This is a genomic window from Oceanirhabdus seepicola (assembly GCF_023684385.1).
Taxonomy (GTDB): domain Bacteria; phylum Bacillota; class Clostridia; order Clostridiales; family Clostridiaceae; genus Oceanirhabdus; species Oceanirhabdus seepicola.
Genome location: NZ_JAGSOJ010000004.1, coordinates 525,421 through 549,616, shown reverse-complemented (window position 1 = coordinate 549,616; position 24,196 = coordinate 525,421). Strand labels below are relative to the sequence as shown.

The window sequence follows — 24,196 nt, the reverse complement described above, 5'->3', positions numbered from 1 at the left end:
ATGAAAAAAATTAGTAGTATATTAGGAGTTCTCCTTATTGTATTTATGATGATATCATTTACTACAGTATATGGAGAACCGAATATTCCTAAGAATAGTAAAGAGTTATTTGTATATGATGAGACTAATGCTCTGTCTAGAGAAACAAAAGAGTATATAAATATTATTAATAAAGGGTTGAAAAAGACCGGAGCACAAGTTGCGGTTGTTGTTATAGATACCCTTGGTGAATCTGATATAGAGGGGTACTCAAATACCCTTTTTAGAGAATGGGGAATAGGTGACAAAGATAAAAATAATGGAGTGTTATTACTTGTAGTACTTAATGATAGAAAGATGCGAATAGAAGTAGGTTACGGTCTTGAAGGAGCCATACCAGATGGTAAAGCTGGTTCAATAATTAGAAATACAATTGCACCACATTTCAAGAATGAGAATTATGATGAAGGAATTATACAAGGAACTAAGGCTATATTAGCTTTGATACAAAAAGAATACAATATAGTTATTGATGAGAATGTTAAAATAGAAAATTATAATTATTCAAATAACAATTCTTCAGGAAATTCTAAAATATGGATAATGATTCTTGTAATCTTGTTCATATTACCTAGAGGAAGACGAGGAAGAAGGTCCAGAATACCTTTCATGTTCTTGTTTGGAAACAATCATAATAACTCAGGTGGAGGCTTTGGTGGCGGTTCATCTGGTGGTGGAGGCTTCGGAGGAGGTAGCTCTGGAGGTGGTGGAGCCTCAGGTGGATGGTAATTCGGGCTTTTCAACGTCCGAAACTCTGAAGAGTGAAAACAGAGTATTTACAACATTTATGACTTTTCAACAAATTCAATTTTAGTATCAAATAAGGTATAATTGTATAAAGTATACATTGTAAGGGGGGAAATAATATGAGTAAAAAATTGTATAGGCCACAGAATGATAGAAAAATAGCTGGGTTATGTTCTGGGATAGGATATTATCTTAACGTGGATCCAACAATAATTAGATTAATATGTTTATTTTTAATATTATTCGGTGGTTTGAGTTTATGGGTTTATATAATTGCATGCTTTATAATACCAACGGAATAAAAAGAAGATATAAAAGCATAATTGAGAATTGAGAGTTGAGAATTGAAAACGATGGACATTTCTCTTCGAGTAATTTTAATTATGTTGTTTTTGGACAAGGTAAGTTTACTCATTTCATGCAAGGATGAAATGAGTAAATTTTTTTATTTTGAAACAAAGAATGTAGGTTCTGCTTATGCAGAACCATCCATCGTTCTCAACTCTCAATTCACCACTCACAACTTCTTTAAAGGTTTTAACTTTCAACTTTCAAGAAGTATATATTACCGTTCCTTGATGGAACAACAATTGTATCATTAAATACAGCTGGAGAAGATTCTATGTTACCTTCAAGATTTATAGAATCAATAATTTTACCTGTTTTCCCATCTATGAGCTGAACATTTCCTTTTGAATCACAATTTATTATATAACCCTGTCCATTTTTACTATAAACAGCAACAGGAGAGGACCATGAATAATATGGGGATTCAATACGCCATTTTTCCTGGAAAGTTTCCTTATCTAGGGCTATAATCAGACCACCATTCATTGTTTTATATCGAGCTATGGAAAATATAACAGTATCATCAAGGTTATTTTTTCCTATTATATTTGTTCCTAATGCACCACCATTCACTGGGTGATCTCCTAATATTGAGTATGCTGGAATGCGTTTTTCAAGTTTTATAGCCCCATTCAAACCATTATATTTTCTTAGATAGACATTTCCATACGTTCCTTGATGATCAACTTCATTGGCACAATAAAGGTAAGGAATATCGCCTTGAATATCTATTGTTATTGTTGAGTCTGTATCATCAAGATTACTATTTACCCATACCGGATATAGCGTTCTCAAATCTAAACATACTATAGTTCCAGAGTTATCTGCAAAATATAAATAATTTTCAAAAACCGCTGGTGAAGATTCTATTCCCTGTCGAGGAATGTTATCTCCAGAATATCTTAGTTTTATTATATCAGGTGTTATAGAAATCTTTCCTTCTTTAGAATTGTACTCAGTATTCAATTTTATATTATAGAATAATCCATTCTCTCCACATAAAAGAAGGGTATCATTTTCTTTATCTAATAAAGGGGATGAATCGAAGGCTCCCCATCCACGAAAGGCTAATTTGTCACTACCATTTATGAAAAAGAGTAAAGAACTATCAATCAAACTATAAATCCTATAACCGATTTCACCAGTTTCATTTATACCTTGTCCCACATACAAGAGTGGATATCCTCTGGAATCAACTGATGGAGTACCTTTGATAGGATTATGGATATTTATTGGATCACGAGAGGGTTTTCCAGAATTTAAATCAAAGAAGTAAATATGTCCATCTAATGATACGCATATAGCTTCAATAAAATTTTGGGATTCTTTAAATTCTTTATAAACATTCATATGTTTTAATGTTGAAAGTGGCCATTGTATAATCAAAGGTTGTCCGGTCCAGCCAGCACCACCACCCCATGAAAGATAACTTGTTCTAAATTTGTTGATTACAGATAAAGTTTTAGGTTTTTTTTCAATATAACCATACGATGGAGAGGAACGGTGATTATCTCCTCTAAATGTTAAAACTCCTGGTACTTCTGAATAATCATATGCAGAAATGCCTTTTTTAAAGTTACTATAGAACTCTAATTTTTTATTATCCTTAAATAATTCCACTTTTATTTTCTGATTGGAATTATAATCAGATGAATCAAATGCAAGTATATATTTATCCAGAGCAAAACATGAATATTTACACGAAAAACACATACAAATTAGCGAACTAATTATAACAAATAATAGGGAAAACTTTTTCATATATAGTTACCGTCCTTTTATAATGTATGATTTTTTTAAACAATGGAAAGTTAATAATATATATATTTCTTTTATAATTTATATGTAATAAGGCTAAATATATTCAGAAAATCTCGTGAGAAGTTATGGAAATAAAAGGATGTGAAAAAATGAAAAAGTACAAAATAATGGTTTTTGTTATAGGTTTGGCTATTTTGATTTCAATACCAATAATGTTGGATATGGTGGAACTTTCAGAGGAAAGTCATGATCATAATATAGTGAAGAAATATGATAGAGATATTTTAAAGAAAAAGGTAAATAAATACTCTAAAGAAAAGGAAAAGCATATTAAGGAACAAAAAAACATTATAAGCAATGAGATACCGTCCAAGGGAAAAGAAGAGGTTACAACACCTGCTAAAGAAATTCAACCTCCAAAAGAAACAGAAACTCCAAAAGAAACTCAACCCCCAAAAAAAACTCAACCTCCAAAAGAAACAGACGGATCCAAAGAACAAGGGAGTAATATAATAAATGAGGTATTCAAAATTGTGAATAATGAGAGGCAAAAAGCTGGAGTTCCAGTTTTAAAATTAAGTAATGAGGTAAACAATGTTGCTCAAAAGAAAGCGCAGGATATGATTAATAATAAGTATTTTAGCCACACATCACCTACATATGGATCACCATTTGAAATGCTTAGAAAATATAATATTAGTTATAAAGCAGCAGGAGAAAATATTGCACAGGGGCAGAAGAGTGCAACTGAAGTAATGAAATCTTGGATGAGTTCATCGGGACATAGAGCAAATATACTTAGTAAAAATTATAGTCATATAGGAATAGGGTCGGCAGTAGATAATAAAGGGACTAGATATTGGGTTCAGATGTTTATAGGCAAATAAACGAAATTAACAGATTTAAGTGATGCAACAGGTTTTTTTTGGTATAATTAGATAAATATATATTCAATAAAAATATAATTTTAGGTACTTCTATCAGGGGGGGGTTCTATGATAAATAGAAATAATTATATACCTTTGTACATACAAGTGAAAGACGAAATACTATCTAAAGTACGTGATGAGGTATGGAAGGTAGAGGAAAAAATACCAACTGAAAAAGAGCTTATGAAAAATTATAAAGTTGGACGAGCTACTATAAGAGAGGCTATCACTATGCTTGTTAATGAAGGGTATCTTGAGAAGAGACAAGGAATTGGGACATTTGTATGTAGAAGAGAGCCGCATTTAGGATTTGAACCCTTCATAAGTTTGGCAGTATCCCTTAACTTAAGAGGATTAAAGCACAATAATAAGATAATAAAAAATGAAAAAATTAATGTTTCACAGACAGAACAAATAGATATGAAGTGGCATGAAGATAAAGCATACTACATTGAAAGGGAAAGGTTTGTTGAAGAGAAACTTATTGGAATAGAAAAATTTTATTTTGATTATGAATTCCAAGAAGAGATTCAGAAGGAGGATATTTCAGATTCATTAGGAAAGATAATAGTTGAGAAGCTTAATATTCCCATAAAAAGAGTGATTCAAGATATCTCTTATAGAGACTCAACAATAGAAGAGGCAAGAAGGCTTGGGTATTCAAATGAAGTAAAGATAATGAAGATGATAAGATGGATATATGTTGAAGGGAGAACGGAACCATTTCAATATATGGAATTCATAATACCTAGCAAAATACAAAAATATTTTATTTAAACCAAATATTGTTAAAGTATAACATAAAAGGTATAATTAAAGCATAAAGGTTCGGACGTCCTAATCAAAGGGGTGATTAGTATAGGATATATAAATAGAATTGAAAATACAATCAGAAAAAAAACAGGGGAAAATATATTTTGTAGTGAGCTAAGAAGTTCAATTATTCTTGAAGGGGTAGTTAGTAGCTGGGATGAGGTTGTAAAAGCAGGATATATAGCAGCAAATTCAAATTATAAGGGAGTTATTAATAACCTGAAATATACAGATATGAAGGAAATCACATATAGAAAACCTAAAGATAGAGATTCATCTCTAGAAGGAAAGAAATACAATGTAGTCATAATCGGAGCTGGAATAATCGGTTGCTCAATAGCGCGGGAACTTTCAAAATGGGATATTTCTATTCTTTTATTAGACAAAGAAGAGGATGTGTCAATGCAAACTTCATCAAGAAATGATGGTATGATACATCCAGGATTTGCACCTAAAGTAGGGTCATTAAAATCCAAATATAATGTGCAGGGAAATAAGCTCTATACAGATATTAGTAAAGAGTTAGGTGTAAAAATAAATAGATGTGGATCCAATATATTATTTGATAAAAAGTGGATAAAAGTTGCTTGGCCCTTTATCATAAATAAGAGCAAGAGAGTTGGTATAGAAGGTGTTAGAAAATTAAATATTAGTGAACTTAGAGATATAGAGCCAAATATCAGTGAGGATATAAAATGGGGGGTTCATATACCTTCAACTGCTGTTACGTCTCCATACAAGATGACCATAGCTTACGCTGAAAATGCTGTGAATAATGGGGTGGATATATCACTGAATACTATGGTTGAGGAAATTAAGGTGGAAAAAAATAAAATAGTTAGTTTAAAAACAAATAAAGGGGAGATAAGTACTGATCTAATAGTAAATGCAGCTGGGGTATTTGCAGATGAAATAGCAGATATGGCAGGAGATAGATTCTTCACAATACATCCACGAAAAGGAGAGATTATATTATTAGATAAGAAAAAAGGACATCTTCTCAACTCTGTATTAGGAAAAGTTACATTAAGTTTTGGTAGTAATCATTCTAAAGGTGGGGGATTGGTTAAAACACTAGAGGGAAATATATTGATTGGACCAGATGCATATGAACAACCAGATAAAGAAGATTACTCTACTAATATGAATAATATTAATAATTTATTGAAGAAGCATTTACCATTATTAAAGGGGCTTGAGAGAAGAGATATTATCACATATTGTGCAGGGAATAGAGCTGCGACGTATAAGGAAGATTTTTTGATTGAAAAGTCGGAATATTTGCAAAATATGATTTATGCGGCAGGGATTCAATCACCTGGCTTTGCATCTGCCCCAGCAATAGCTAAAGAAATAGAACGGTTAACTGTTGAGGTATTAAAGAAAAATATAATATTAAAGAAAAAGGAATATTGGAGTGGAACTAGAAAGTCAACTCCAAATATGATGGAACTTTCTATAGCAGAAAAGAATGAGGTTATTAAGAGGAATCCTAATTATGGAACGATAGTCTGTAGATGCGAGGGAATAAGTAGAGGGGAAATTATAGATGCACTTAAATCTCCAATACCAGTGAGGACGGTAGATGGTATAAAGAGAAGAACAAGAGCTGGGATGGGACGGTGTCAGGGGGGATTCTGTATGCCACTTGTAATGGAGATAATGGAGAGAGAAGGACACATTCCATTTGAAGATATAACGAAAAAAGGGGGAGAATCAAAAGTAATTTCAGAGCAGACCAAAAATAAGGATGAGGTGAATATCCATGTATGATGTGGTGGTTATTGGGGGAGGACCAGCAGGAATGGCTGCAGCAATTGAAGCTCATGATAAGGTTGATCAAGTACTAATAATTGAAAGAGAAAAAAGGGTAGGAGGAATATTAAAACAGTGCATACACGATGGATTTGGGATTGTTAAATTTGGAGAGCGACTGACTGGACCAGAATACGCTGAAAGATATGCAAGAAATATAGAACAACTAGGTATGGAAGTTATGTTAAGCTCCTATGTTCTTCAAATAGTAGAAGAGAATAAAGTGTTTCATATTACAGTTATGAATGGAGAATGTGGAGTACAGATTATTAAGGCTAAAGGTTTGGTTCTTGCTAATGGATGCAGAGAGAGAACAGCTAAACAGATATTCATAAATGGAACAAGACCAGCAGGCATATTTACAGCAGGAACTGCACAATATCTTGTTAATATTGATGGTTACCTTCCATGTAAGAGAACCGTGATTCTAGGGAGCGGAGATATTGGACTTATAATGGCTAGAAGGTTGACTCTGGAGGGAAGTGAGGTTGTAGGAGTTTATGAGGCAAAGAGTAGTCCTTCAGGATTAACAAGAAATATTGTTCAATGTCTTGATGATTATAACATTCCCCTTTATTTAGGAAAAACTATAACCAATATCATAGGAAAGGACAGAGTTGAAGGGGTTGAGGTAGCTAGTGTAGATAATTATATGAAGATATTACCTGGAGAAAGAGAAATAATCAAATGTGATGGATTGATATTATCAGTTGGATTAATACCAGAGAATGAAATTGCAGAGATGTTAGGAATTAAAATTGATGATAGAACAAAAGGGCCTATAGTAGATAATAAACTTATGACCAGCGTATCTGGTGTGTTTTCTTGTGGAAATGCATTACATGTTAATGATCTTGTAGATTATGTATCAGAGAGCGGAGAGATAGCAGGAAGGAATGCGGCGGAATACGCAAAGCGTGGGTATAATGGAGAGAAAAGATTTGTACAGGTTATAGCTGATAATAAAGATTTTCTTTATGCTGTACCTCAAAAAATAGATATGAGTCAAGAAAATGGAGAAGTAATTTTATATTTTAGAGTTAAGGAAAACATTAGAAATGCAGAAGTGATTATAAATTCTTGTAATAAAACAATTTATAAAAAGAAATATATAACATTGAAGCCTCCTGAGATGGAGAGAATTATCCTAAATAAGGATAAAATTCAGGGAGATATTATTTTGAGTATTGCAAGGCATATTCAAATAAATAACTAGTCAGTATGCTAGTCTATTTTATTGAATCTTTGACTTGTTATTTATTTTGATACGTCTAAGTTATTAATAAGGAGATAGGTAATATGAAAAGGGATATGGTGTGTATTATATGTCCTAACAGCTGTGAGATGACAGTTATATATGATGATAGTACCTTAGAAGTAGAAGGAAACAAATGCTTAAGGGGTAGGGAGTTTGCAATAAAAGAGATAAGAAATCCTATGAGAAGCATATGTTCAACAGTTAGAACGGTATTTGAAGAGTTACCTAGGATATCTGTTAAAACTGATGGGGAAATACCACTTAATATGACATTTCAGGTAATGGATAAGATAAACAATGTGGTGGTGGATAAGATTCTTGCCACGGGAGAAATAGTTTTAGAAAATGTTCTTGGACTGAATGTTAATGTAGTTTTGACAGCAGATATGAAATATCTGATCAAAGGGGAGTTTGGAGTTTGATAAAGTTGTTTTGGCAAAAGATTGCGTCACGCAGAGTACAAGAAAATATATGATGAAATATATTGAAGATAATTTGGAGGGGATTAATTATGAAAAATAAGAATGAGGAATATTATCCAAAATGGTGTGAAGAAGCACCACCAGAGGGGTCTTACAGAAGTATACTTAAATGGGGAGATCCTAATGAGTATAAACATCCTAATAAGCGATTATATGCTTTAATGAAAGAAACATTTAATATGACTGATGATGACTTTAAGACACCTCAGAAAAGGGGATTAGAGAAGGTTCAATATGATGTTCCAATAAATGTTTCACATGAACAAATATCAATGTTTAAAGACTTTGTTGGAGAAGAGAATGTAAAAACTGATGATTATACTAGACTTGAGGTTGCTTATGGTAAAACAATGATAGACCTTATGAGATTAAGAGAAGGGATAGTAGAGAATATTCCTGATATTGTACTATACCCTAGAGATAAAGAAGATATTAAAAAAATAGTTAAGTATTGTCATGAACAAGAGATTGCTGTGTATATTTATGGAGGCGGTTCATCAGTAACCAGAGGAGTAGAATGTGTTAAAGGTGGAATCTCATTAGATATGAGAAAGCACATGAAGAAAGTATTGAATTTCAATGAAAAGAATCAAACGATAACTGTTGAAGCAGGAATGTCCGGACCAGATCTTGAGAAAACCTTAAATGATGCTCCAAATTTATTTAATGCAAAGAGAAAATATACATGCGGGCATTTCCCTCAATCTTTTGAATACTCATGTGTTGGAGGATGGGTTGTAACTAGAGGAGCAGGTCAGAATTCAACATATTATGGAAAGATAGAGGATATGGTAATATGTCAGGAGTATGTTACTCCAAAAGGAATAATAAAAACAGAAGAATTTCCTGCAAATGCAACAGGACCATCTATAGATCAGATAATGATGGGTAGTGAAGGTGCTTACGGAGTTCTTGTAAATGTTACTCTTAAGATATTTAGACATATGCCTGAGAATCAGAGGAGATTCAGCTACATTTTTAAAAATTGGGATGATGCAATGGAAGCAGCTAGAGAGATTATGCAAGGGCAGTTTGGATATCCATCTGTGTTTAGATTATCAGATTCAGAAGAGACTGATGTGGCAATGAAACTCTATGGAATTGAAGGTACAGTTCTAGATAAAATCATGGCGATGAAGGGATATAAAAAAGGTGAGAGGTGCTTATTCCTAGGCTTTACAGATGGTGAAAAGAGTTTTACTAAGGTAGTAAAACGTAAGGTTCATAAAATATGTAAGAAGTATGGAGCTATGTACTCTACTGGATATGTGACAAAGAATTGGGAGCATGGAAGATTTAGAGATCCGTATATGAGAGAAGATCTTCAAGATTATGGTGTTATGACTGATACACTAGAATGCTCAGTTACATGGGATACTATGAAAAAAGTACATGAAGGAGTTAGGGCATATTGTAAGAGTAGACCTAACACTGTATGTATGACTCATATGTCACATGTTTACCCTCAGGGTGCAAATCTTTATTTCATTTTTATTGCAAAGATAAATAAAATAGATGATTATATTGAGTATCAAAGTGGTATCCTAGATAATATTCAGAAATATGGTGCTGCAATGAGTCATCACCATGGAATAGGAAAGATGACTGCACCATGGTTAGAAGGTCAGCTTGGGGCAGAGCAGATAGATGTTTTCAAAGTTCTTAAAGAACACTTTGATCCTAAAAATATAATGAATCCAGGTGGAACACTAGGATTAGACATGAAGGATAGTGAAAAACGCTTCTTACGTGAGGATATGAAACCTATTCAATCAGAAAAATACACAATGAACAAAGTACAGTAGATTACCGAGCATTGTGTATGTACAATAATTAGTCTTTTTTGTTTACGAAATAGTTATAGGCAGCATTAAGCTTATTTGCTATTTCGTATTCTTTTGCGTTTATTATTTTCTTTTCTTCTTCGGGAGAGTGAAGATTTTTATTTCTTTTTATTGAAGACCAAAGATTAAGTTTCATGGAATCACCTCCTATTTTATTTTCTTGAATGTGACTAAGGGATCGTTTAAAAATAACCTCCACTAAAGTTATTTCAAAAAGTGAAAGAACCATTCACATTTTTGAAATAAAAGGGGTTGTAATTTTTAAGCCGACACTAAGGTTATTTTATGTAATAATCTGAAAGAATAATCATATGGAAAGTTTATTTATGTAGTCGGAAATTATCAGAAAATATATTTTTATAAAAGATGAACAAGAATAATTGAATTACATATTATATAGAGAGACTCGTTTATTAAGAGGTGTTTTTATTGAATGAAATTAATGAGTTGCGAAAAGAATTAGATGAAATTAAGGACAATCAAAAGAATAGTGAGAATAAATTTGAAAAATTAGAATCAAAAGTAAGTGAGATTAACCAGTCCTTAATCGAGATAAATATTTCGCAACAAGGGGATAGCAATAAATTTGATAGGCTAGAAAGTAAAATTGAGAAAATGAGAGTTGGCTTGAATCATGAATTGAATTTGAAATTTAATGAGCATAGACAGGAGGATTTAAGCAATATACAAACATTTATGGATAGGATAAGTGGGGTACAAGCTATAAGTGATCAGAAAGATAGTGAAATTAAACATCGGTTAACTGAGGTTCAGTGTGACATTAAAGTTTTAACGGAGAAGGTTAGCGAATTAAAAGATAAAAAGAAAGAATTTAGGGTTGCGTTATTATATCCTATAATAGCGGCAGTAGTAGCAACTTTAATCAGTATGCTAGTTATGGCAATGAGATAATGAAAATAAAGAACAGATTGCAGGTGTTAAATGCAATCTGTTCCTTATTTTACACAAATTTTATTTTAAATAACTCTTTTTTATGTTTTAATATATATAGATAAACTACTTCATAGATTTATCTATACAAAGAATAAAGAAAAAAGAACAAATTAGGCTATTTTTCTTTCTAATGTCAGAAGAAAATGTATTTTAAATTTACTAAGGTTAATAATATAGTCTTTTGTTAATTTATAAGCTTTCAGCTCTGCTAAAAGGTATCATTATTTGTTCTTTATTCTCTGTTCTTTACTAATTGTTATTATACAAATAGGAGGAATAAATATGAAAATAAATAATGAATTAATGATTCAAGGATACACATATTTAGAAAATGAGGACGTAATAAAAGCATGTGACTGTTGGTTAAAGTTATGGGAAAATATCAAAGAGATTGCATGTGAAAATAAAATCAAATCTATTGAGGATATGGATACAAAAGTTGAGAGTGAAGAGAGTTTGACTAACTGGGTGCAAGACCTTGAAATGGAATTAGAAAATGCGGGAATTGTTGATAATAAATATTATCAAGCAAGAATAAATTATTGTGAGGAATTCTGTATAGCTTTTCCTATGACTGAGGAGTTTATAGTAATGAGCATGAAGACAGCAATAGCAGAATCTTATTTTGAGTTAGGTAATGAAAAAGAGAGTGAGAGAAGCTTTGAAGAAATTACAAAGGAATATACTGATACTGTATGGCCATATGTAAAATGGGGAGATACATATTGGTTATCAGCAATAAAGATGGGTAAAGTAACTCTTAGGGATCTAACAAAAGCAGAAGAGATATATGTTAAGGGAACAAAGATTTCAGATGAAGAGGATATGTATATTATAAATGAGAGATTAAGTGAAGTAAGAAAATATTTAAAAAAATAGTATTCACTAGTTCTTATAATTCTCATATTATATATAACGGAATACCAAGCTTTGGAGATGTTTATATGAGGATATGTTTCGATGCAGGCCATGGAGGAAAAGATAATGGAGCATCGGTAAATGGTGTATATGAAAAAGATATAACACTTAAAATTTGTAATTACGCACGATTTATTGCTAAAAAAAATGGATTCCAGTGTTTTATGACACGGGAAAAAGATGAATCTCTGGTTCATATGGATAGAGCCTTGTATGCAAATAGAAATGATTGCGATATTTTTGTAAGTATACATTGTAATAGCTTTGTAAATGAATTAGCAAGAGGGATTGAGACATGGAGTTATCCAAGTAGTACTAAAGGAGAAAAGTTATCTCAGCTCATTCAGAAAGAACTTATAAGGTCTACATCTCTGTTTAACAGAGGATGTAAAAAAGCGAGATTTTCAGTTCTAAATAAAACGGTTATGCCAGCGGTGTTAATAGAGATAGGGTTTCTATCCAATCCCCAAGAGGCAAAACTTCTTTTATCATCAGAATTCTTATGGGAAATTGCGTCTAGTATTGTAAGAGGATGTTGTAATTATTTTGAAAAAGAATTTGAAGAAGTAGTAGCTACAGAATTTTTAGGGGAGGAAGAACGAAATATTGTATTAGAATTTCAAAAATTCCTAAATGTATTAGGTATATATGATGAAAGTGGATATCCCCTAAGAGAAGATGGTATACTTGGACAAAGAACTATAAGCGTACTACAAAAATTTGAGAAAATGTTATTAAAAGAATGAGTATAGCCCTATGGATTATAGTAATAATCCATAGGGTTATTTTAATGTAAATCATGATATAATTATGAAATAAATAGATTAATTATGGAAGTTAATTAGAGTGTTTAAATAATTGAAGGGGGAATCATAATGGGAAAAGTTGTTGGGGTTTGTGGATGTATTTGTAGTGATTGTCGTATTTTTGAAAAGGAATGTAAGGGATGTCATGCTATAAAAGGTATGGCTTGTTGGTTGCATGAAGTGGGACTTGATGTCTGTGATTTTTATGAATGTTGTGCAATTGATAAAGGATTTGAACATTGTGGAGAATGTAAAGAGATACCATGTAAAAAGTTTTGGGAAAATAAAAACCCTTCATGGACAGAAGAACAACATAGAAAAATTGTTGAAGAGCGAGTGGGTTTACTTAAGGGTTTGGCGCAGTAAAAGCATAGTTGAGAACTGTGAGTGGTGAGCTTAAGGGAAATGGAGAATGTATAATGGATAATGATGTAGTTTCTGACCATAAAGTCAGAAACTACATCATTATCAATTCTCCATTTTCAATTATACATTTGTTTTTTAGCGCGGCTTGCCGTGCTTATTTTATAAGACAGACACAATGAGCAGAAATTCCTTCCTCTCGTCCAGTGAAGCCTAATTTTTCTTCAGTTGTAGCTTTGATATTCATGCAATCATCGGAAAGTCCTAATGTGTTGCAGATATATTTTTTCATTTGAGGAATATGAGGTGCAAGCTTTGGTTTCTGTGCGATAATTGTACAATCAATATTACCGATAGAGTATCCTTTATCATTCAATAGGTTATTAACATGAGCTAATAATTTCAATGAAGATATTCCTTTATAGGTATCATCAGTATCAGGGAAATGTTTGCCGATATCGCCAAGAGCAGCAGCTCCTAAAAGTGCATCGCATATTGCATGAAGAAGTACATCTGCGTCAGAGTGTCCTAATAAACCTAAATTATGGGGGATATTAACTCCACCTAATATAAGGTCTCTTCCTTCTACTAATTTATGTACATCATAACCATGACCAATTCTCATAATTAATATCATCCTTTCAAATATAATTATATTTGTAGATAAACTACTCCGTAGATTTATCTACAGTTAGGCATATTCAAATAAATAACTAGTCAGTATGCTAGTCTACTTTGCTAACAGCTTCATCTTTTAGAATATCTTAAGTTTCATTTAGTATATTTATATTTTATTATAGCTTAAAGAATAAATAAAAAATAGGGACTAATTTGCGTATATTTGTATATATCACTGAGTAATATATGGGAAAAATATGAAAAACACATGATATAATATATAAGTAGTAAACAAAAATGAGGAAAGAATTACACTTTTAATGAAAGAGAGAGTTACCAATATGAAGATTGATAGAGCCATAGGAATAATAAACGAGATATTAAAAAGAGATAGGGTAACTGTTAAGGAACTAGCAGAGAAGTTTGAAGTTTCAGTTAGAACTATACATAGAGACATTGATGGCATATGTATGGCTGGGATTCCAGTGGTTTCATATAGAGGTGGACATGGTGGTATAAGTATAATGGAAGGCTTTAAGATGGATAAAAGCGCTCTTACTAAAGATGAATTGAATAATATAATATTAGGACTTAAGAGTATTACCAGTATTCAGGATAATAATAACATAAATATTCTTATTGATAAGCTCTCCCCTAGTGATACTGCATCTTTATCTATTAATGATACAATCATAGATCTCTCATCATTCTATAAAGGAACTCTTTCAGAGAAAATTACTATAATAAGAGATTCTATTGAAAAAAAGAATTTAATTGAATTTGAGTATTTCTCAAGTAGAGGGAAATCTGTGAGGAAAATAGAACCTTATATATTAACTTTTCAATGGAATGAATGGTATGTGCTAGGTTTCTGCAAGTTACGAGAGGATTTTAGATTATTCAAGCTAAAGAGAATGGTCAAGCTTATGGATACAGAGAAGCTTTATGTAGAAAGGAATATACCAGAACATAAGAAAGACTTTAATCTTATGTTTAAGGATAAAAATAAGATTAAAGTAATAACGGCATTGGTCCATCGCTCTTTGGAATATATGTTAGTGGATAGCTATGGGATAGATTCCTATGAAGTTGTAGATAAGGATACCCTTAAATTTTCATTTGAGTATGTGAATTTTCAGTGGGCATTGAGGTACGTTTTAAGCTTTGGGAGTAAGATGAAGGTTATAGAACCAGAGGAGATTGTTGAAGCTATCAAGGGTGAATCTAAAAAAATGTTTGAAGATTATAATATGTGAATATGACATATAGGTGTCATATTCATTTTTGTATAATTGACTTTAGATAGATATTTAAATATGAGGGAGGAACTAAAATGATTGAGTCAAGATGTGGAATTAATTGTTCAAAATGCGAATACAAGGCATCTAGTGGGTGTAAAGGTTGTGTAAACATAGATAAGCCGTTTTGGGGAGAAAATTGCCCTGTAAAGTCTTGTTGTGAAAGTAAAAAACGATTACATTGTGGTAAATGTGAAATGTTCCCTTGTGATTTGCTCAAGAGTTTTGCATATGACAAAGAACAAGGAGATAATGGTATGAGAATTGAACAATGTAGAAAGTGGACAAACGAGTATCAATAGAAGTTCAGTTAAGTAACATGAAACATTGTAACTTAAATACAATATTTTATCGCAGATAAAATGAGTAAAATATCTTATGCCAAAGAATAATATAATGTAGTTTCTGAGTAATTAGAAACATCCATCATTCTCCATTAAAAAAAGCACTTTCGTGCTTTTTTTGTTAGTTTCCTTTAGCTGCTCTCATGAACATTTGAGTCCAATAAATAACTCCATTCTTATTTGTGGCAACTCCAACACCTATTTCAGCGAAAGAATCACTTAAGATGTTACTTCTGTGCCCAGGAGAATCCATCCAAGTCTGCATTACTTCTTTAGGAGTTTTTTGACCATAAGCAATGTTTTCTCCTGCTGCTGTGAATTTAATTCCCCATTGTTCTATCATATCGAAAGGAGTACCATATGTAGGTGAATTATGAGCAAAATAATTCTTATCTATCATATTTTGAGCTTTTGCTTGAGCGCAATCAGTTAATTTAGCATGTGCTTTTAGAGGTTGAAGACCGTTGCTTACACGTTCTTTATTAACTAGTTCAACAACTTCCTTAGCAAAGTCACTCATGGATACTTTAGGTGTCTCAGGAGCTTTAGGCACCTCAGGGGTTTTAGGTTTTGGTGCTTCAGGTTGAGGTTTTTCAGGAACTTGAGGCATTTCAGGCATTGGGGGTTGTTCAGGTGCATATTTACCATCCTTAGGTTCCATAAACTCGTCAGGTATTATTATCCGTTGTCCTCTGAATAATACGCGAGGATTCCTAATTTTAGGGTTGGCTGATAGCAAACGTCTATAATTAATATTATTCTTTTTGCATATCCTCCAGAGAGTATCTCCTCTTTTTACAATATAGTCTTTTTGAAGTCCGAATGCTGAAGCTGTACTTCCCATGAAAAGCATTAGAATTAAAGAAAAAGAAATAAGCTTCCTTTTCATAAAATCACCATCCTTATTTTTTTTATAATCTTAGTATTTATTTAATTGAGATAGATATACTAAGCATTTTATTATGATATAAGAAATAATTGTTTATAGGTAATTGATAATAAATGAAAGAATGTTTATAGAATATATAGATTTTATAAAAAATCAATGATATGATTAAAGTCAAAATATTATATAAATTACAAAAAATAGATAACTTTAAGAAAAATATTACCATAAATTTTCAAAATAAATTGATAAAGGATTGATTTAATGATATAATGTGGTATAACATACAATATTATATAAGAATTAATAGTGTATTATTAAGGGGGAAGTGGAAATGATTGAAGTTACAAATCTAACGAAAAAATTCAAGGAAGTTACAGCTGTGAATGATATGTCTTTTACCGTTAGAGAAGGAGAGATTGTTGGGCTATTGGGCGAGAACGGAGCAGGGAAAACAACCACATTAAGAATGATTGCAACAATGATAAAGCCAACAGGTGGAGATGCAGAAGTGAATGGTCACAACATAATCAGTGAACCATATGAAGTGCGTGGAGAAATAGGTATCTTATTTGGAGGAGAGGTGGGACTATATGATAGGCTTACAGCAAAAGAAAATATAAGATATTTTGGTGAACTTAATGGAATGAATAAGAGTGATCTTGATGAAAGAATAGTAAAACTTAGTGAAATGCTTGATATGGGTGAATATATTAATAGAAGAGTAGGAAAATTCTCAAGGGGTATGAAGCAGAAGGTTGCAATAGCAAGATCTATTGTTCATAACCCAAAAGTTATGCTATTTGATGAGCCATCAACTGGGTTGGATGTAACATCATCTAGAATAGTTCAAGATTTTATATTGAAATGTAAAGAGGAAGGAAAAGCTATAATACTCTCAAGTCATAGTATGAAAGAAGTGGAGAGACTATGTGATAGAGTTGTTATTATTAACAAAGGAAAATTAGTTGAAGATTCAACATTGGATGGTTTAAAAAGCAAATATAATGATGATGATCTAGAGCGAATTTTTATTAAATTGGTAGGTGATAAATAATGAATATAATTTTAACAGTATTTAAAAAGGAAATAAAGGATATATGTAGGGACAAAAAAACTTTAATAACTAGTATATTACTACCTTTATTGATTCTACCTATTCTATATGGATTTATGGGTAAAGGAATTTCAAAAGATATTGATGAGGTTAATGAGAAATTAAAAATAGCTATTGTTACAACTCAGGAAAATAGTGTTGAGGTATATCTGAAGTCTATGGATAATATAGAAGTTATTAATAGCAGTGATATAGTAAAAGATATTAATAAAGGTAAAATTGATGCAGCGGTAGTTATTCCAGATGGAATAGAAACGGCTATAAAAGAAAATAAGACTATGGATGTAGAAATTCTATATGATACAGCAAGTAATAAATCATCTATGACAAGATCAGCTGTATATAGCATATTAAGTGACTATTCAAATGTTATAGTAAAAGATCGTTTACAGGAAAAAAATATAGATATGAGTATATTAACTCCTTTCCAGTTACAGACAAAAGGAATAGAAAAAGATGATAAAGATGATGGAGTAGGATTAATGCTACTTTCAATGTTACTACCAATGTTGTTGATAATGTATTCTGCTACAAGTCCATTACCTGTTGCTGTGGATTTAGCAGCTGGAGAAAAGGAAAGAGGAACATTAGAACCGTTACTTACAACACAGGCTAATAGAACATCTCTTTTATGGGGAAAACTTTTTGCAATAACAACAATGGGAATAATAACTGTAATAGCATCTCTAACAGGATTACTTATAGCCATTAAGAGAAATCCAGTATTATTTGGTGGTGATAGTGGATCCTTGGGGATTGATACAAAGTCATTATTATTAATAGGAACAATAACAATTCTTGTTACTATGACTTTCGCTGCATTGGAACTTTCCATAAGTATATATGCTAGGTCATTCAAGGAAGCGCAAACTTATCTAACACCAATAACACTTATAGGTATGTTTGTTGGATTCAGTTCATATGTAATAAATATAAAGACTGTATCTAATGTACAGTTCTTTATTCCTATATACAATGCAGCAATATGCTTGAAGGAGATTGCGCTTGGTAAAATAAATTATACACATTACTGGATAACAATAGCTGTTATGATAGTGGCTGTTATTGTAGCTATACTTTTTACTAGAACTATGTTTAATAAAGAGAAAGTAATTTTTAGAACGTAGGTTTGTTGGTTTATGCACATGTTATCAACAATTCTGTGGATAATGTTGATAACTTTTCTGTAAAGTAATCAATCAGTGAGATAATTTTAAGTGAAAATTCAGCTAATTCTATATAAAGAACGAAGGTTTGCATTATAATTAATAGAAAATTATAAAATAAACAAAGAATAAACAAGTTATCCACAAATGAGCTGTGGATAACTTGTTTTTTTGTTGATAACTAATAGAAATAAGTCGGGGATAATTATTATTAGAGGATTGCCACAATATATCAACATAATATTTGTGGATAACGTAGAAAAATGTTCTATTTCATATTATAATTAATGTAGATAAGGGGGAGGTTTAGACAAATATGGTGACATTCATCTTTTTATGCCTTATTTTAGTAATTACTGGCATAGCATTGAATTTAAGAAAGTTTTCCCTGGAAACAATTAATAGGAAAATCAAGGATATGAATCAAGTTGAAAAAAGGGAATTAGAGAAGGGATTAATCGATAGAGAATTTTTGGATAAGTTATATCAGGAAAAAGTTTTTATAAAATCAGTTGATGGCTTTAAGTTAAGTGGAATGTTTATACATGGTAATGAAAATAATGATAAGACCTTACTAGTATCCCATGGAATAACATCAGGTATACCAGCATCATATAAATATGCTAGACCTTTCATTGAAAGAGGATGGAATGTACTTCTTATATATCATAGGAGACATAGTGATAGTGAAGGTAAATATTCAACTATGGGATATTATGAGAAGCATGACTTATTGTCATGGATTGAATTTATAAAGGAAAAGGTTGTAGATAATAGTATAATAGGGATACATGGTGAATCCATGGGAGCGTCTTCTGCACTGCTGACAGCGAACATGACAAATGAGATTGATTTTATAATAGCAGATTGTGGATTTAGTAGTTTTCATGATCTTCTATTATATAAATTTAAAAAAAGTAAAGTACCTATATTTCCACTGTTAAATATAACGTATAGGTATACAAGGTTTAAAGCTAAGTTTAATGTTAAAGATGTGAATCCTATTGAGTCAATAAAAGACAGTGGAATACCAGTTTTATTTATACATGGTAAAGAAGATAAATTCGTACCAACATTTATGAGTGAAAATATGTATAAAGAGACTAAAGGATATAAGGAGATATATTTAGTTCCTGATGCAGCTCATGCTCAGAGTATTTTTGTGGATTATGAAACATATAAAAATAAAATGATGAACTTTGTAGATAAAGTATTAGTTATATGAAAAAGATAAGCAGGGAGTGGAGATGTTGAAGGTTACCTTAAGAAGAATTAGTTGTTTTTTCGTATTATTAGTTGTTTTTTTATTCTCATCTATCAGTGGTTATGCTATTAAAAATAATGAATACAGGTTTACAGATGTGAATCCAGATAAGGTTTGGAAAGTTAAATTTAATAAGGCAGTAGATAAAGATTACTTAAAAAAGGTACAAGTTAAACTTATAGATGAGCGAGGAATAAAGACATACCTATCAGTAATCTTAGGTGATGATGAGAAAACTGTATTAATAAAACCACCTAGTGGAGGATATGAAGAAGGTTGTAGTTACGAGATAAATATACCTTCTGGGTTGAAAGCAAAAAATGGAGAAATTCTTCAAAAGATATCAACTATAAGGTTTATTGTTGCTGAGAAAAACAGAATCATTAGATATGTTGATTATGATATGACTATTGAAGAATTTGCTATGAAGGAGAAGAATAATGAAAAACAAATAATATATGCAGGTAATGGCTATTGGAGGACACCAACCTTAGATGAAATAAAATATTATCTTGATCCAGAAAACTTTATGGATGACTATGGTATATACCAATTCCTTGTACTTAATTATGTTGATGGTATGACTGTTGATGAGGTCAATGATATTTTAAAAGGAAAAGGAATATTAGAAGGAAAGGGCGCAGCTGTATTAGAAGGTGCAAAAAAATATGATATAAATCCTGCATACCTTATAGCACATATAATACTTGAAACGGGACATGGTAAGGTATCAGAATTAGCTAAAGGTATTGAAGTTACTAGTGTAAAAGGACAGGCTGTTGAACCTAAGATTGTATATAATATGTATGGAATTCAAGCAACAGATGCTAACCCAAACAAATATGGATCTGAATATGCTTATAAACAGGGGTGGTTTACACCTGAGATAGCAATTATAGAAGGTGCTAAGTGGGTTGGAGAAAATTATATTAATAGTGATAAATATGATCAAAATACTCTTTATGAGATGAGGTGGAATAAGAGTGTCATGTGGCACCAATTTTCTACAGATGTGAGATGGCCATATGGTCAAATAAAGAGGATAAAAGAGTATCTTGAAAAGAGTGAAAATATTAAATTAGTTTTTGAGATACCGAGATATAAAAAATAATATTTGTTTTCTTATGCCTAAAGCAATAAATAATCCACTGTTATAGATTATTTATTGCTTTTTCCATTTTGGTTTATTATTAAATCAAGATTTCGATAATTTATATACTCTTCAAATGAAGAAAAATCAAGATTAATATTTTTACTATGTCCATTAATGTATATGATTATATAGGGTTTTTTTGAAAGGTAGTCATTTGAAAAATAATCTTTTGCCGTGCAGATATTATACAATCTGATAAGAGTATCATCGTAATTTTTATTAAAGAAACTAGAGGTATTTAATATACTTCTTCCTTTAGAGTTTAAACCTTCAATTTCAACAACCTTATTATCTTTATTCACGTGTATTTTAAACTCTGCATTCATATTTATTATGAATGAAGTACTAGTTTTAGTATATTTCATGAAATATATGCTTAAAGCTAGTCCCATAATCAGAATAAAAAAAATCAATAATTTTAAGCCTTTATGCATCTCGTAGAATTCATATCCTGTATACATTTCACCCTTAACTGGAGTAATAGAGTTCATCTTTACTATTGCAAATTCATTTTCAGGGGTTAAAATATATACTTTACTGCGCTTTACATTCGTTACTTTACCTGATTTCTTCATAAAATTCTCCATCTAAAAAATTATTATAACTTTTTTTACTAAAATTCCGTATATATAATGGCATATAGAAAATATATACATTTAATAAAATTTTAATATTTATGTCCTTAATTACTGGTATAATATGATTATATAGTAAATGAATATTATTATGCAATATATATATATGCATAAGCAACAAATACATATTAAGTTTAAAGGAAAAATATAAAGGTGGCATTTGATGGGAAAAAGCAATAAGGTGTATATACAAAAATTTAGTATTGCCTTTATTTTATTGGGGATAATTTTCTTTCATACTTATTCCAATGTATTCGCATATACGGATACTAAGGTGAATGGAGGAGTTTTGCATTATCCATTGATACAGGGTGAAAAAATCGAATTGATATTTGTGATTAGTGGATATTCTGAACCTGTTTTCAAAGTAGAAATAATTGATAATAAGGGAAATATAAGAATGTTAACTGATGATTATAAAGCATTTATTCAAGAAGACGATGTTTATAATCTGAAATTTGAAGAGGAATATACTCTTGATGACAAGAGTTTAAAAGTATACATACAGGAGAAAGATAATCATAGCCAAGCAGATGATTATGAACTAGACATAAAAATTAATATAAAGAGGGGTATTAAAGCAGATAATATTTATGAAGTAGACAATGAAAGAATTGGAAATATTAAAAACGTATATGATAAAAATGGTATAGTTGAAGAGGGGAAAGTAGTAGATGAAGGTCTTTTAGAGTATATTTTCAACAAAGATAATTTGATTGGAGATAATATAAAGATTAAGAATAAAGAAGGGGAACTATATAAATTACATGTTTACGATATTGAAAGAAATAATTGGATAATAGATGATGAAGAATATAGAAAAGATATAACTTGGAAACCAGAGAAAGATGGAATGTATTTTTTAGATTTATGGATTAAAAGTAATGAAAGTAAGAAAAAGTTTGATAGATGGGTAATCATACCTGTAAAAATTTTAGGTGGAAAAGAAAAAGCCAAAATAGACTATATTATACCTTCCCATGATCCAATAATTTATAAAGATAAATTAAAGTTTTATATTAAATCTTCAGGTAGTGATAGATTTCAGTATAGAGCATTTGTTTTTCCTGAGGAGGGAAAATATTTTGAAATTACTGATGGATATAGTGAATTCATAGATGAAGATGAAGTTTATGAACTTGAAATAGATAAGAATATTGGTTTTGGAGATTATAAGTTATGGGTATGGGCAAGAACAATGTATGATGATGAGGGGTATACAACATCAGACGGAAAACATTTTAGTATACAAGCAAAGCCTGAAAAACCAGATGAATATTTTGATAGCAATATTATTAAGAAAAATAAGATATACAAAACTGGAAAAGAAATCACAATTAATGGTATTGAGATGTTAGAGTTTCTTGACTCTTTTAATGTAGATTACATGTATAAGCTTAGGGTTTTAGATGTGAATAGAAATACGTGGATTGATGTTAATGATGTATATCAAGATACTATTAAATGGGTTCCTGAAGAACAAGGTGTGTATCTATTATATTTGGATGCAGTTAATAAGAATGAAATTGAGTTGGCTATGAGAACTGGACAAGAAGTAAATAAAGCTGGGACGAGAATAGAACCTATAATAGTAAAAGATGAGATAAACAATAAGAACAATTCTCAAAAATACACGATGGTTAAGACATTTGAAGAACTATCTGATTCCGTGGCAAAGGATTTTCTATTATATATTGATGACGATAAAATTGAAAAGGCTTATATGAAAGCCCTTGAAGTAATCAAAGAAAATATTGACGAAAATATGACTGATCTTGAAAAATTAATTATATTAAATGATTATATAGTAAAGAATGCAGAATATAATACGGCTATTTTTGTAGATGAAAAAATACCAAAAGACTCAGACTCGTTTAACCTTTATGGACTTCTAATTGATAATTTAGCTGTTTGCCAAGGTTATGCAGATGGGATGAAAGTGTTCCTAGATTTACTCGGAATACCAAACAGGGTTATAACAGGAGAAACGCAAATAAAAAATCGTACCCAAAGTCACATATGGAATGTTGTTAAAATTGATGGTAAAGAATATCATTTAGATCCAACATGGAATGATCCTATACCAGATAAGAAAGGTAAGGTTAGTTATGCATATTTTCTAGTAGATGATGCAGTAATTGATAATAATCATACTTGGGATAAGGAGAAGTTTGGAGCCTTAAATAATAAAGAATTTAGTTATTTCAGAAAGATGATTATTCCAGTAAAAGATGGAAAATGGTTATATTATCTCAATATAGAAGATAGTTTTAGATTGTATAAAATAAAGATTGATGGAACAGAGAATACAAAACTTACTAATGAAAGTATTTTAGAATTTTTGATTGAGGATGATTGGATTTTCTTTAGTAGTGGAATTGGAGGACACATCTATCGAGTAAATAAAGATGGTTTAGGAGCCATAAGGATAAATAACGAAGCTTCAAAAGAACTTAAGAGTAAAGGTGAGTGGATCACATATAAGAATATATATGATGGGAATTATTACAAGGTAAAGAAAGATGGAAGTATGAAACTTCCATATGAAGGATAAAAATTGAAAAGATAAAAAGATAATCGAGAATGGGAAATGGAGAATGTAGGTTCTGACTCTTGTCAGAATCTACATTCATTTTCC

The 24,196-nt window shown here is 31.0% G+C and carries 24 protein-coding genes; 19 read left to right on the top strand and 5 right to left on the bottom strand.

The window, feature by feature from the left end; genetic code table 11:
* Entirely contained in the window at window positions 1–768 is a 768-nt protein-coding gene (locus KDK92_RS19590) for a TPM domain-containing protein (protein ID WP_250861086.1), read from the top strand.
* Between the two features lie 137 nt (window positions 769–905).
* Window positions 906–1,088, top strand: a complete 183-nt coding sequence (locus tag KDK92_RS19585; protein ID WP_250861085.1) for a PspC domain-containing protein — start codon at window positions 906–908, stop codon at window positions 1,086–1,088.
* Window positions 1,089–1,323: 235 nt separating this feature from the next.
* Here the strand turns inward: KDK92_RS19585 and KDK92_RS19580 are convergent, their stop codons facing one another.
* Window positions 1,324–2,847 carry a PQQ-binding-like beta-propeller repeat protein gene (locus KDK92_RS19580; protein ID WP_250861084.1) on the bottom strand — a complete coding sequence of 508 codons (1,524 nt, stop codon included), beginning with the start codon at window positions 2,845–2,847 and terminating at the stop codon, window positions 1,324–1,326.
* 197 nt (window positions 2,848–3,044) lie between these two features.
* Here KDK92_RS19580 and KDK92_RS19575 point away from each other — a divergent pair, with 197 nt between their 5' ends.
* The 6 genes from KDK92_RS19575 to KDK92_RS19550 all read left to right on the top strand — a co-directional run bounded on the left by KDK92_RS19575 (window position 3,045) and on the right by KDK92_RS19550 (window position 9,997).
* Window positions 3,045–3,782, top strand: a complete 738-nt coding sequence (locus tag KDK92_RS19575) for a CAP domain-containing protein (protein WP_250861083.1) — start codon at window positions 3,045–3,047, stop codon at window positions 3,780–3,782.
* Between the two features lie 108 nt (window positions 3,783–3,890).
* Window positions 3,891–4,601 carry a GntR family transcriptional regulator gene (locus tag KDK92_RS19570; RefSeq protein ID WP_250861082.1) on the top strand — a complete coding sequence of 237 codons (711 nt, stop codon included), beginning with the start codon at window positions 3,891–3,893 and terminating at the stop codon, window positions 4,599–4,601.
* Window positions 4,602–4,673: 72 nt separating this feature from the next.
* Window positions 4,674–6,410 carry an FAD-dependent oxidoreductase gene (locus tag KDK92_RS19565; protein WP_250861081.1) on the top strand — a complete coding sequence of 579 codons (1,737 nt, stop codon included), beginning with the start codon at window positions 4,674–4,676 and terminating at the stop codon, window positions 6,408–6,410.
* Window positions 6,403–7,668: an NAD(P)/FAD-dependent oxidoreductase gene (locus tag KDK92_RS19560; RefSeq protein WP_250861080.1), complete on the top strand. Its 1,266-nt coding sequence runs from the start codon at window positions 6,403–6,405 to the stop codon at window positions 7,666–7,668. The genes KDK92_RS19565 and KDK92_RS19560 overlap by 8 nt, the downstream gene beginning before the upstream one ends.
* Window positions 7,669–7,751: 83 nt before the next feature.
* Window positions 7,752–8,132, top strand: coding sequence for a DUF1667 domain-containing protein (locus KDK92_RS19555; RefSeq protein ID WP_250861079.1), 381 nt, complete (start codon window positions 7,752–7,754; stop codon window positions 8,130–8,132).
* An 89-nt stretch (window positions 8,133–8,221) separates the two neighbouring features.
* Window positions 8,222–9,997, top strand: coding sequence for an FAD-binding oxidoreductase (locus KDK92_RS19550; protein WP_250861078.1), 1,776 nt, complete (start codon window positions 8,222–8,224; stop codon window positions 9,995–9,997).
* Between the two features lie 28 nt (window positions 9,998–10,025).
* On the opposite strand, the gene KDK92_RS19545 is transcribed toward KDK92_RS19550, so the two are convergent.
* The gene (locus KDK92_RS19545; protein WP_250861077.1) at window positions 10,026–10,172 is read right to left on the bottom strand and encodes a hypothetical protein; all 147 of its coding nucleotides are present in this window, start codon (window positions 10,170–10,172) and stop codon (window positions 10,026–10,028) included.
* A gap of 293 nt (window positions 10,173–10,465) precedes the next feature.
* Here KDK92_RS19545 and KDK92_RS19540 point away from each other — a divergent pair, with 293 nt between their 5' ends.
* The 4 genes from KDK92_RS19540 to KDK92_RS19525 all read left to right on the top strand — a co-directional run bounded on the left by KDK92_RS19540 (window position 10,466) and on the right by KDK92_RS19525 (window position 13,080).
* Window positions 10,466–10,948: a coiled-coil domain-containing protein gene (locus KDK92_RS19540; RefSeq protein WP_250861076.1), complete on the top strand. Its 483-nt coding sequence runs from the start codon at window positions 10,466–10,468 to the stop codon at window positions 10,946–10,948.
* Between the two features lie 324 nt (window positions 10,949–11,272).
* Entirely contained in the window at window positions 11,273–11,869 is a 597-nt protein-coding gene (locus KDK92_RS19535; protein WP_250861075.1) for a hypothetical protein, read from the top strand.
* Window positions 11,870–11,934: 65 nt separating this feature from the next.
* Window positions 11,935–12,654 carry an N-acetylmuramoyl-L-alanine amidase family protein gene (locus tag KDK92_RS19530; protein WP_250861074.1) on the top strand — a complete coding sequence of 240 codons (720 nt, stop codon included), beginning with the start codon at window positions 11,935–11,937 and terminating at the stop codon, window positions 12,652–12,654.
* Between the two features lie 129 nt (window positions 12,655–12,783).
* Window positions 12,784–13,080, top strand: coding sequence for a DUF3795 domain-containing protein (locus tag KDK92_RS19525; protein WP_250861073.1), 297 nt, complete (start codon window positions 12,784–12,786; stop codon window positions 13,078–13,080).
* A gap of 154 nt (window positions 13,081–13,234) precedes the next feature.
* On the opposite strand, the gene ispF is transcribed toward KDK92_RS19525, so the two are convergent.
* A complete protein-coding gene (gene ispF / locus KDK92_RS19520; RefSeq protein ID WP_250861173.1) occupies window positions 13,235–13,702 on the bottom strand; it encodes a 2-C-methyl-D-erythritol 2,4-cyclodiphosphate synthase in 468 nt (155 codons plus the stop codon).
* Between the two features lie 313 nt (window positions 13,703–14,015).
* Between ispF and KDK92_RS19515 the strand changes: the two genes are divergently transcribed.
* Together KDK92_RS19515 and KDK92_RS19510 are read left to right on the top strand one after the other, a co-directional pair.
* Window positions 14,016–14,951 carry a helix-turn-helix transcriptional regulator gene (locus tag KDK92_RS19515; RefSeq protein ID WP_250861072.1) on the top strand — a complete coding sequence of 312 codons (936 nt, stop codon included), beginning with the start codon at window positions 14,016–14,018 and terminating at the stop codon, window positions 14,949–14,951.
* 77 nt (window positions 14,952–15,028) lie between these two features.
* Window positions 15,029–15,295 (top strand): DUF3795 domain-containing protein, encoded by a 267-nt coding sequence (locus KDK92_RS19510; RefSeq protein WP_250861071.1) that lies wholly within the window; start codon window positions 15,029–15,031, stop codon window positions 15,293–15,295.
* 163 nt (window positions 15,296–15,458) lie between these two features.
* Here KDK92_RS19510 and KDK92_RS19505 read toward each other — a convergent pair whose 3' ends face one another.
* Complete coding sequence (locus KDK92_RS19505) at window positions 15,459–16,226, bottom strand: CAP domain-containing protein (protein WP_250861070.1); 768 nt, start codon at window positions 16,224–16,226, stop codon at window positions 15,459–15,461.
* Between the two features lie 331 nt (window positions 16,227–16,557).
* Between KDK92_RS19505 and KDK92_RS19500 the strand changes: the two genes are divergently transcribed.
* From KDK92_RS19500 to KDK92_RS19485, 4 genes are all read left to right on the top strand, one after another.
* A complete protein-coding gene (locus KDK92_RS19500; protein ID WP_250861069.1) occupies window positions 16,558–17,280 on the top strand; it encodes an ABC transporter ATP-binding protein in 723 nt (240 codons plus the stop codon).
* Complete coding sequence (locus KDK92_RS19495) at window positions 17,280–18,467, top strand: ABC transporter permease (RefSeq protein WP_250861068.1); 1,188 nt, start codon at window positions 17,280–17,282, stop codon at window positions 18,465–18,467. The genes KDK92_RS19500 and KDK92_RS19495 overlap by 1 nt, the downstream gene beginning before the upstream one ends.
* A 355-nt stretch (window positions 18,468–18,822) precedes the next feature.
* On the top strand, window positions 18,823–19,731 hold the full coding sequence (locus KDK92_RS19490; protein ID WP_250861067.1) for an alpha/beta hydrolase: 909 nt from the start codon (window positions 18,823–18,825) through the stop codon (window positions 19,729–19,731).
* A gap of 22 nt (window positions 19,732–19,753) precedes the next feature.
* Window positions 19,754–20,881 carry an N-acetylglucosaminidase gene (locus KDK92_RS19485; RefSeq protein WP_250861066.1) on the top strand — a complete coding sequence of 376 codons (1,128 nt, stop codon included), beginning with the start codon at window positions 19,754–19,756 and terminating at the stop codon, window positions 20,879–20,881.
* A gap of 47 nt (window positions 20,882–20,928) precedes the next feature.
* Here the strand turns inward: KDK92_RS19485 and KDK92_RS19480 are convergent, their stop codons facing one another.
* On the bottom strand, window positions 20,929–21,498 hold the full coding sequence (locus KDK92_RS19480) for an anti-sigma-I factor RsgI family protein (RefSeq protein WP_250861065.1): 570 nt from the start codon (window positions 21,496–21,498) through the stop codon (window positions 20,929–20,931).
* 223 nt (window positions 21,499–21,721) lie between these two features.
* Between KDK92_RS19480 and KDK92_RS19475 the strand changes: the two genes are divergently transcribed.
* The gene (locus tag KDK92_RS19475) at window positions 21,722–24,112 is read left to right on the top strand and encodes a DUF5050 domain-containing protein (RefSeq protein ID WP_250861064.1); all 2,391 of its coding nucleotides are present in this window, start codon (window positions 21,722–21,724) and stop codon (window positions 24,110–24,112) included.
* The last annotated feature ends 84 nt before the right edge of the window (window positions 24,113–24,196 follow it).

Bases quoted from the DNA above. Each gene is read 5' to 3' on its own strand.
- KDK92_RS19560 (WP_250861080.1), top strand. From the start codon at position 6,403: ATGTATGATGTGGTGGTTATTGGGGGAGGACCAGCAGGAATGGCTGCA.
- KDK92_RS19590 (WP_250861086.1), top strand. From the start codon at position 1: ATGAAAAAAATTAGTAGTATATTAGGAGTTCTCCTTATTGTATTTATG.
- KDK92_RS19530 (WP_250861074.1), top strand. From the start codon at position 11,935: ATGAGGATATGTTTCGATGCAGGCCATGGAGGAAAAGATAATGGAGCA.
- KDK92_RS19550 (WP_250861078.1), top strand. From the start codon at position 8,222: ATGAAAAATAAGAATGAGGAATATTATCCAAAATGGTGTGAAGAAGCA.
- KDK92_RS19525 (WP_250861073.1), top strand. From the start codon at position 12,784: ATGGGAAAAGTTGTTGGGGTTTGTGGATGTATTTGTAGTGATTGTCGT.
- KDK92_RS19555 (WP_250861079.1), top strand. From the start codon at position 7,752: ATGAAAAGGGATATGGTGTGTATTATATGTCCTAACAGCTGTGAGATG.
- KDK92_RS19495 (WP_250861068.1), top strand. From the start codon at position 17,280: ATGAATATAATTTTAACAGTATTTAAAAAGGAAATAAAGGATATATGT.
- KDK92_RS19500 (WP_250861069.1), top strand. From the start codon at position 16,558: ATGATTGAAGTTACAAATCTAACGAAAAAATTCAAGGAAGTTACAGCT.
- KDK92_RS19485 (WP_250861066.1), top strand. From the start codon at position 19,754: ATGTTGAAGGTTACCTTAAGAAGAATTAGTTGTTTTTTCGTATTATTA.
- KDK92_RS19505 (WP_250861070.1), bottom strand. From the start codon at position 16,226: ATGAAAAGGAAGCTTATTTCTTTTTCTTTAATTCTAATGCTTTTCATG.
- ispF (WP_250861173.1), bottom strand. From the start codon at position 13,702: ATGAGAATTGGTCATGGTTATGATGTACATAAATTAGTAGAAGGAAGA.
- KDK92_RS19580 (WP_250861084.1), bottom strand. From the start codon at position 2,847: ATGTGTTTTTCGTGTAAATATTCATGTTTTGCTCTGGATAAATATATA.
- KDK92_RS19475 (WP_250861064.1), top strand. From the start codon at position 21,722: ATGGGAAAAAGCAATAAGGTGTATATACAAAAATTTAGTATTGCCTTT.
- KDK92_RS19515 (WP_250861072.1), top strand. From the start codon at position 14,016: ATGAAAGAGAGAGTTACCAATATGAAGATTGATAGAGCCATAGGAATA.
- KDK92_RS19545 (WP_250861077.1), bottom strand. From the start codon at position 10,172: ATGAAACTTAATCTTTGGTCTTCAATAAAAAGAAATAAAAATCTTCAC.
- KDK92_RS19585 (WP_250861085.1), top strand. From the start codon at position 906: ATGAGTAAAAAATTGTATAGGCCACAGAATGATAGAAAAATAGCTGGG.
- KDK92_RS19570 (WP_250861082.1), top strand. From the start codon at position 3,891: ATGATAAATAGAAATAATTATATACCTTTGTACATACAAGTGAAAGAC.
- KDK92_RS19480 (WP_250861065.1), bottom strand. From the start codon at position 21,498: ATGAAGAAATCAGGTAAAGTAACGAATGTAAAGCGCAGTAAAGTATAT.
- KDK92_RS19490 (WP_250861067.1), top strand. From the start codon at position 18,823: ATGGTGACATTCATCTTTTTATGCCTTATTTTAGTAATTACTGGCATA.
- KDK92_RS19575 (WP_250861083.1), top strand. From the start codon at position 3,045: ATGAAAAAGTACAAAATAATGGTTTTTGTTATAGGTTTGGCTATTTTG.
- KDK92_RS19535 (WP_250861075.1), top strand. From the start codon at position 11,273: ATGAAAATAAATAATGAATTAATGATTCAAGGATACACATATTTAGAA.
- KDK92_RS19510 (WP_250861071.1), top strand. From the start codon at position 15,029: ATGATTGAGTCAAGATGTGGAATTAATTGTTCAAAATGCGAATACAAG.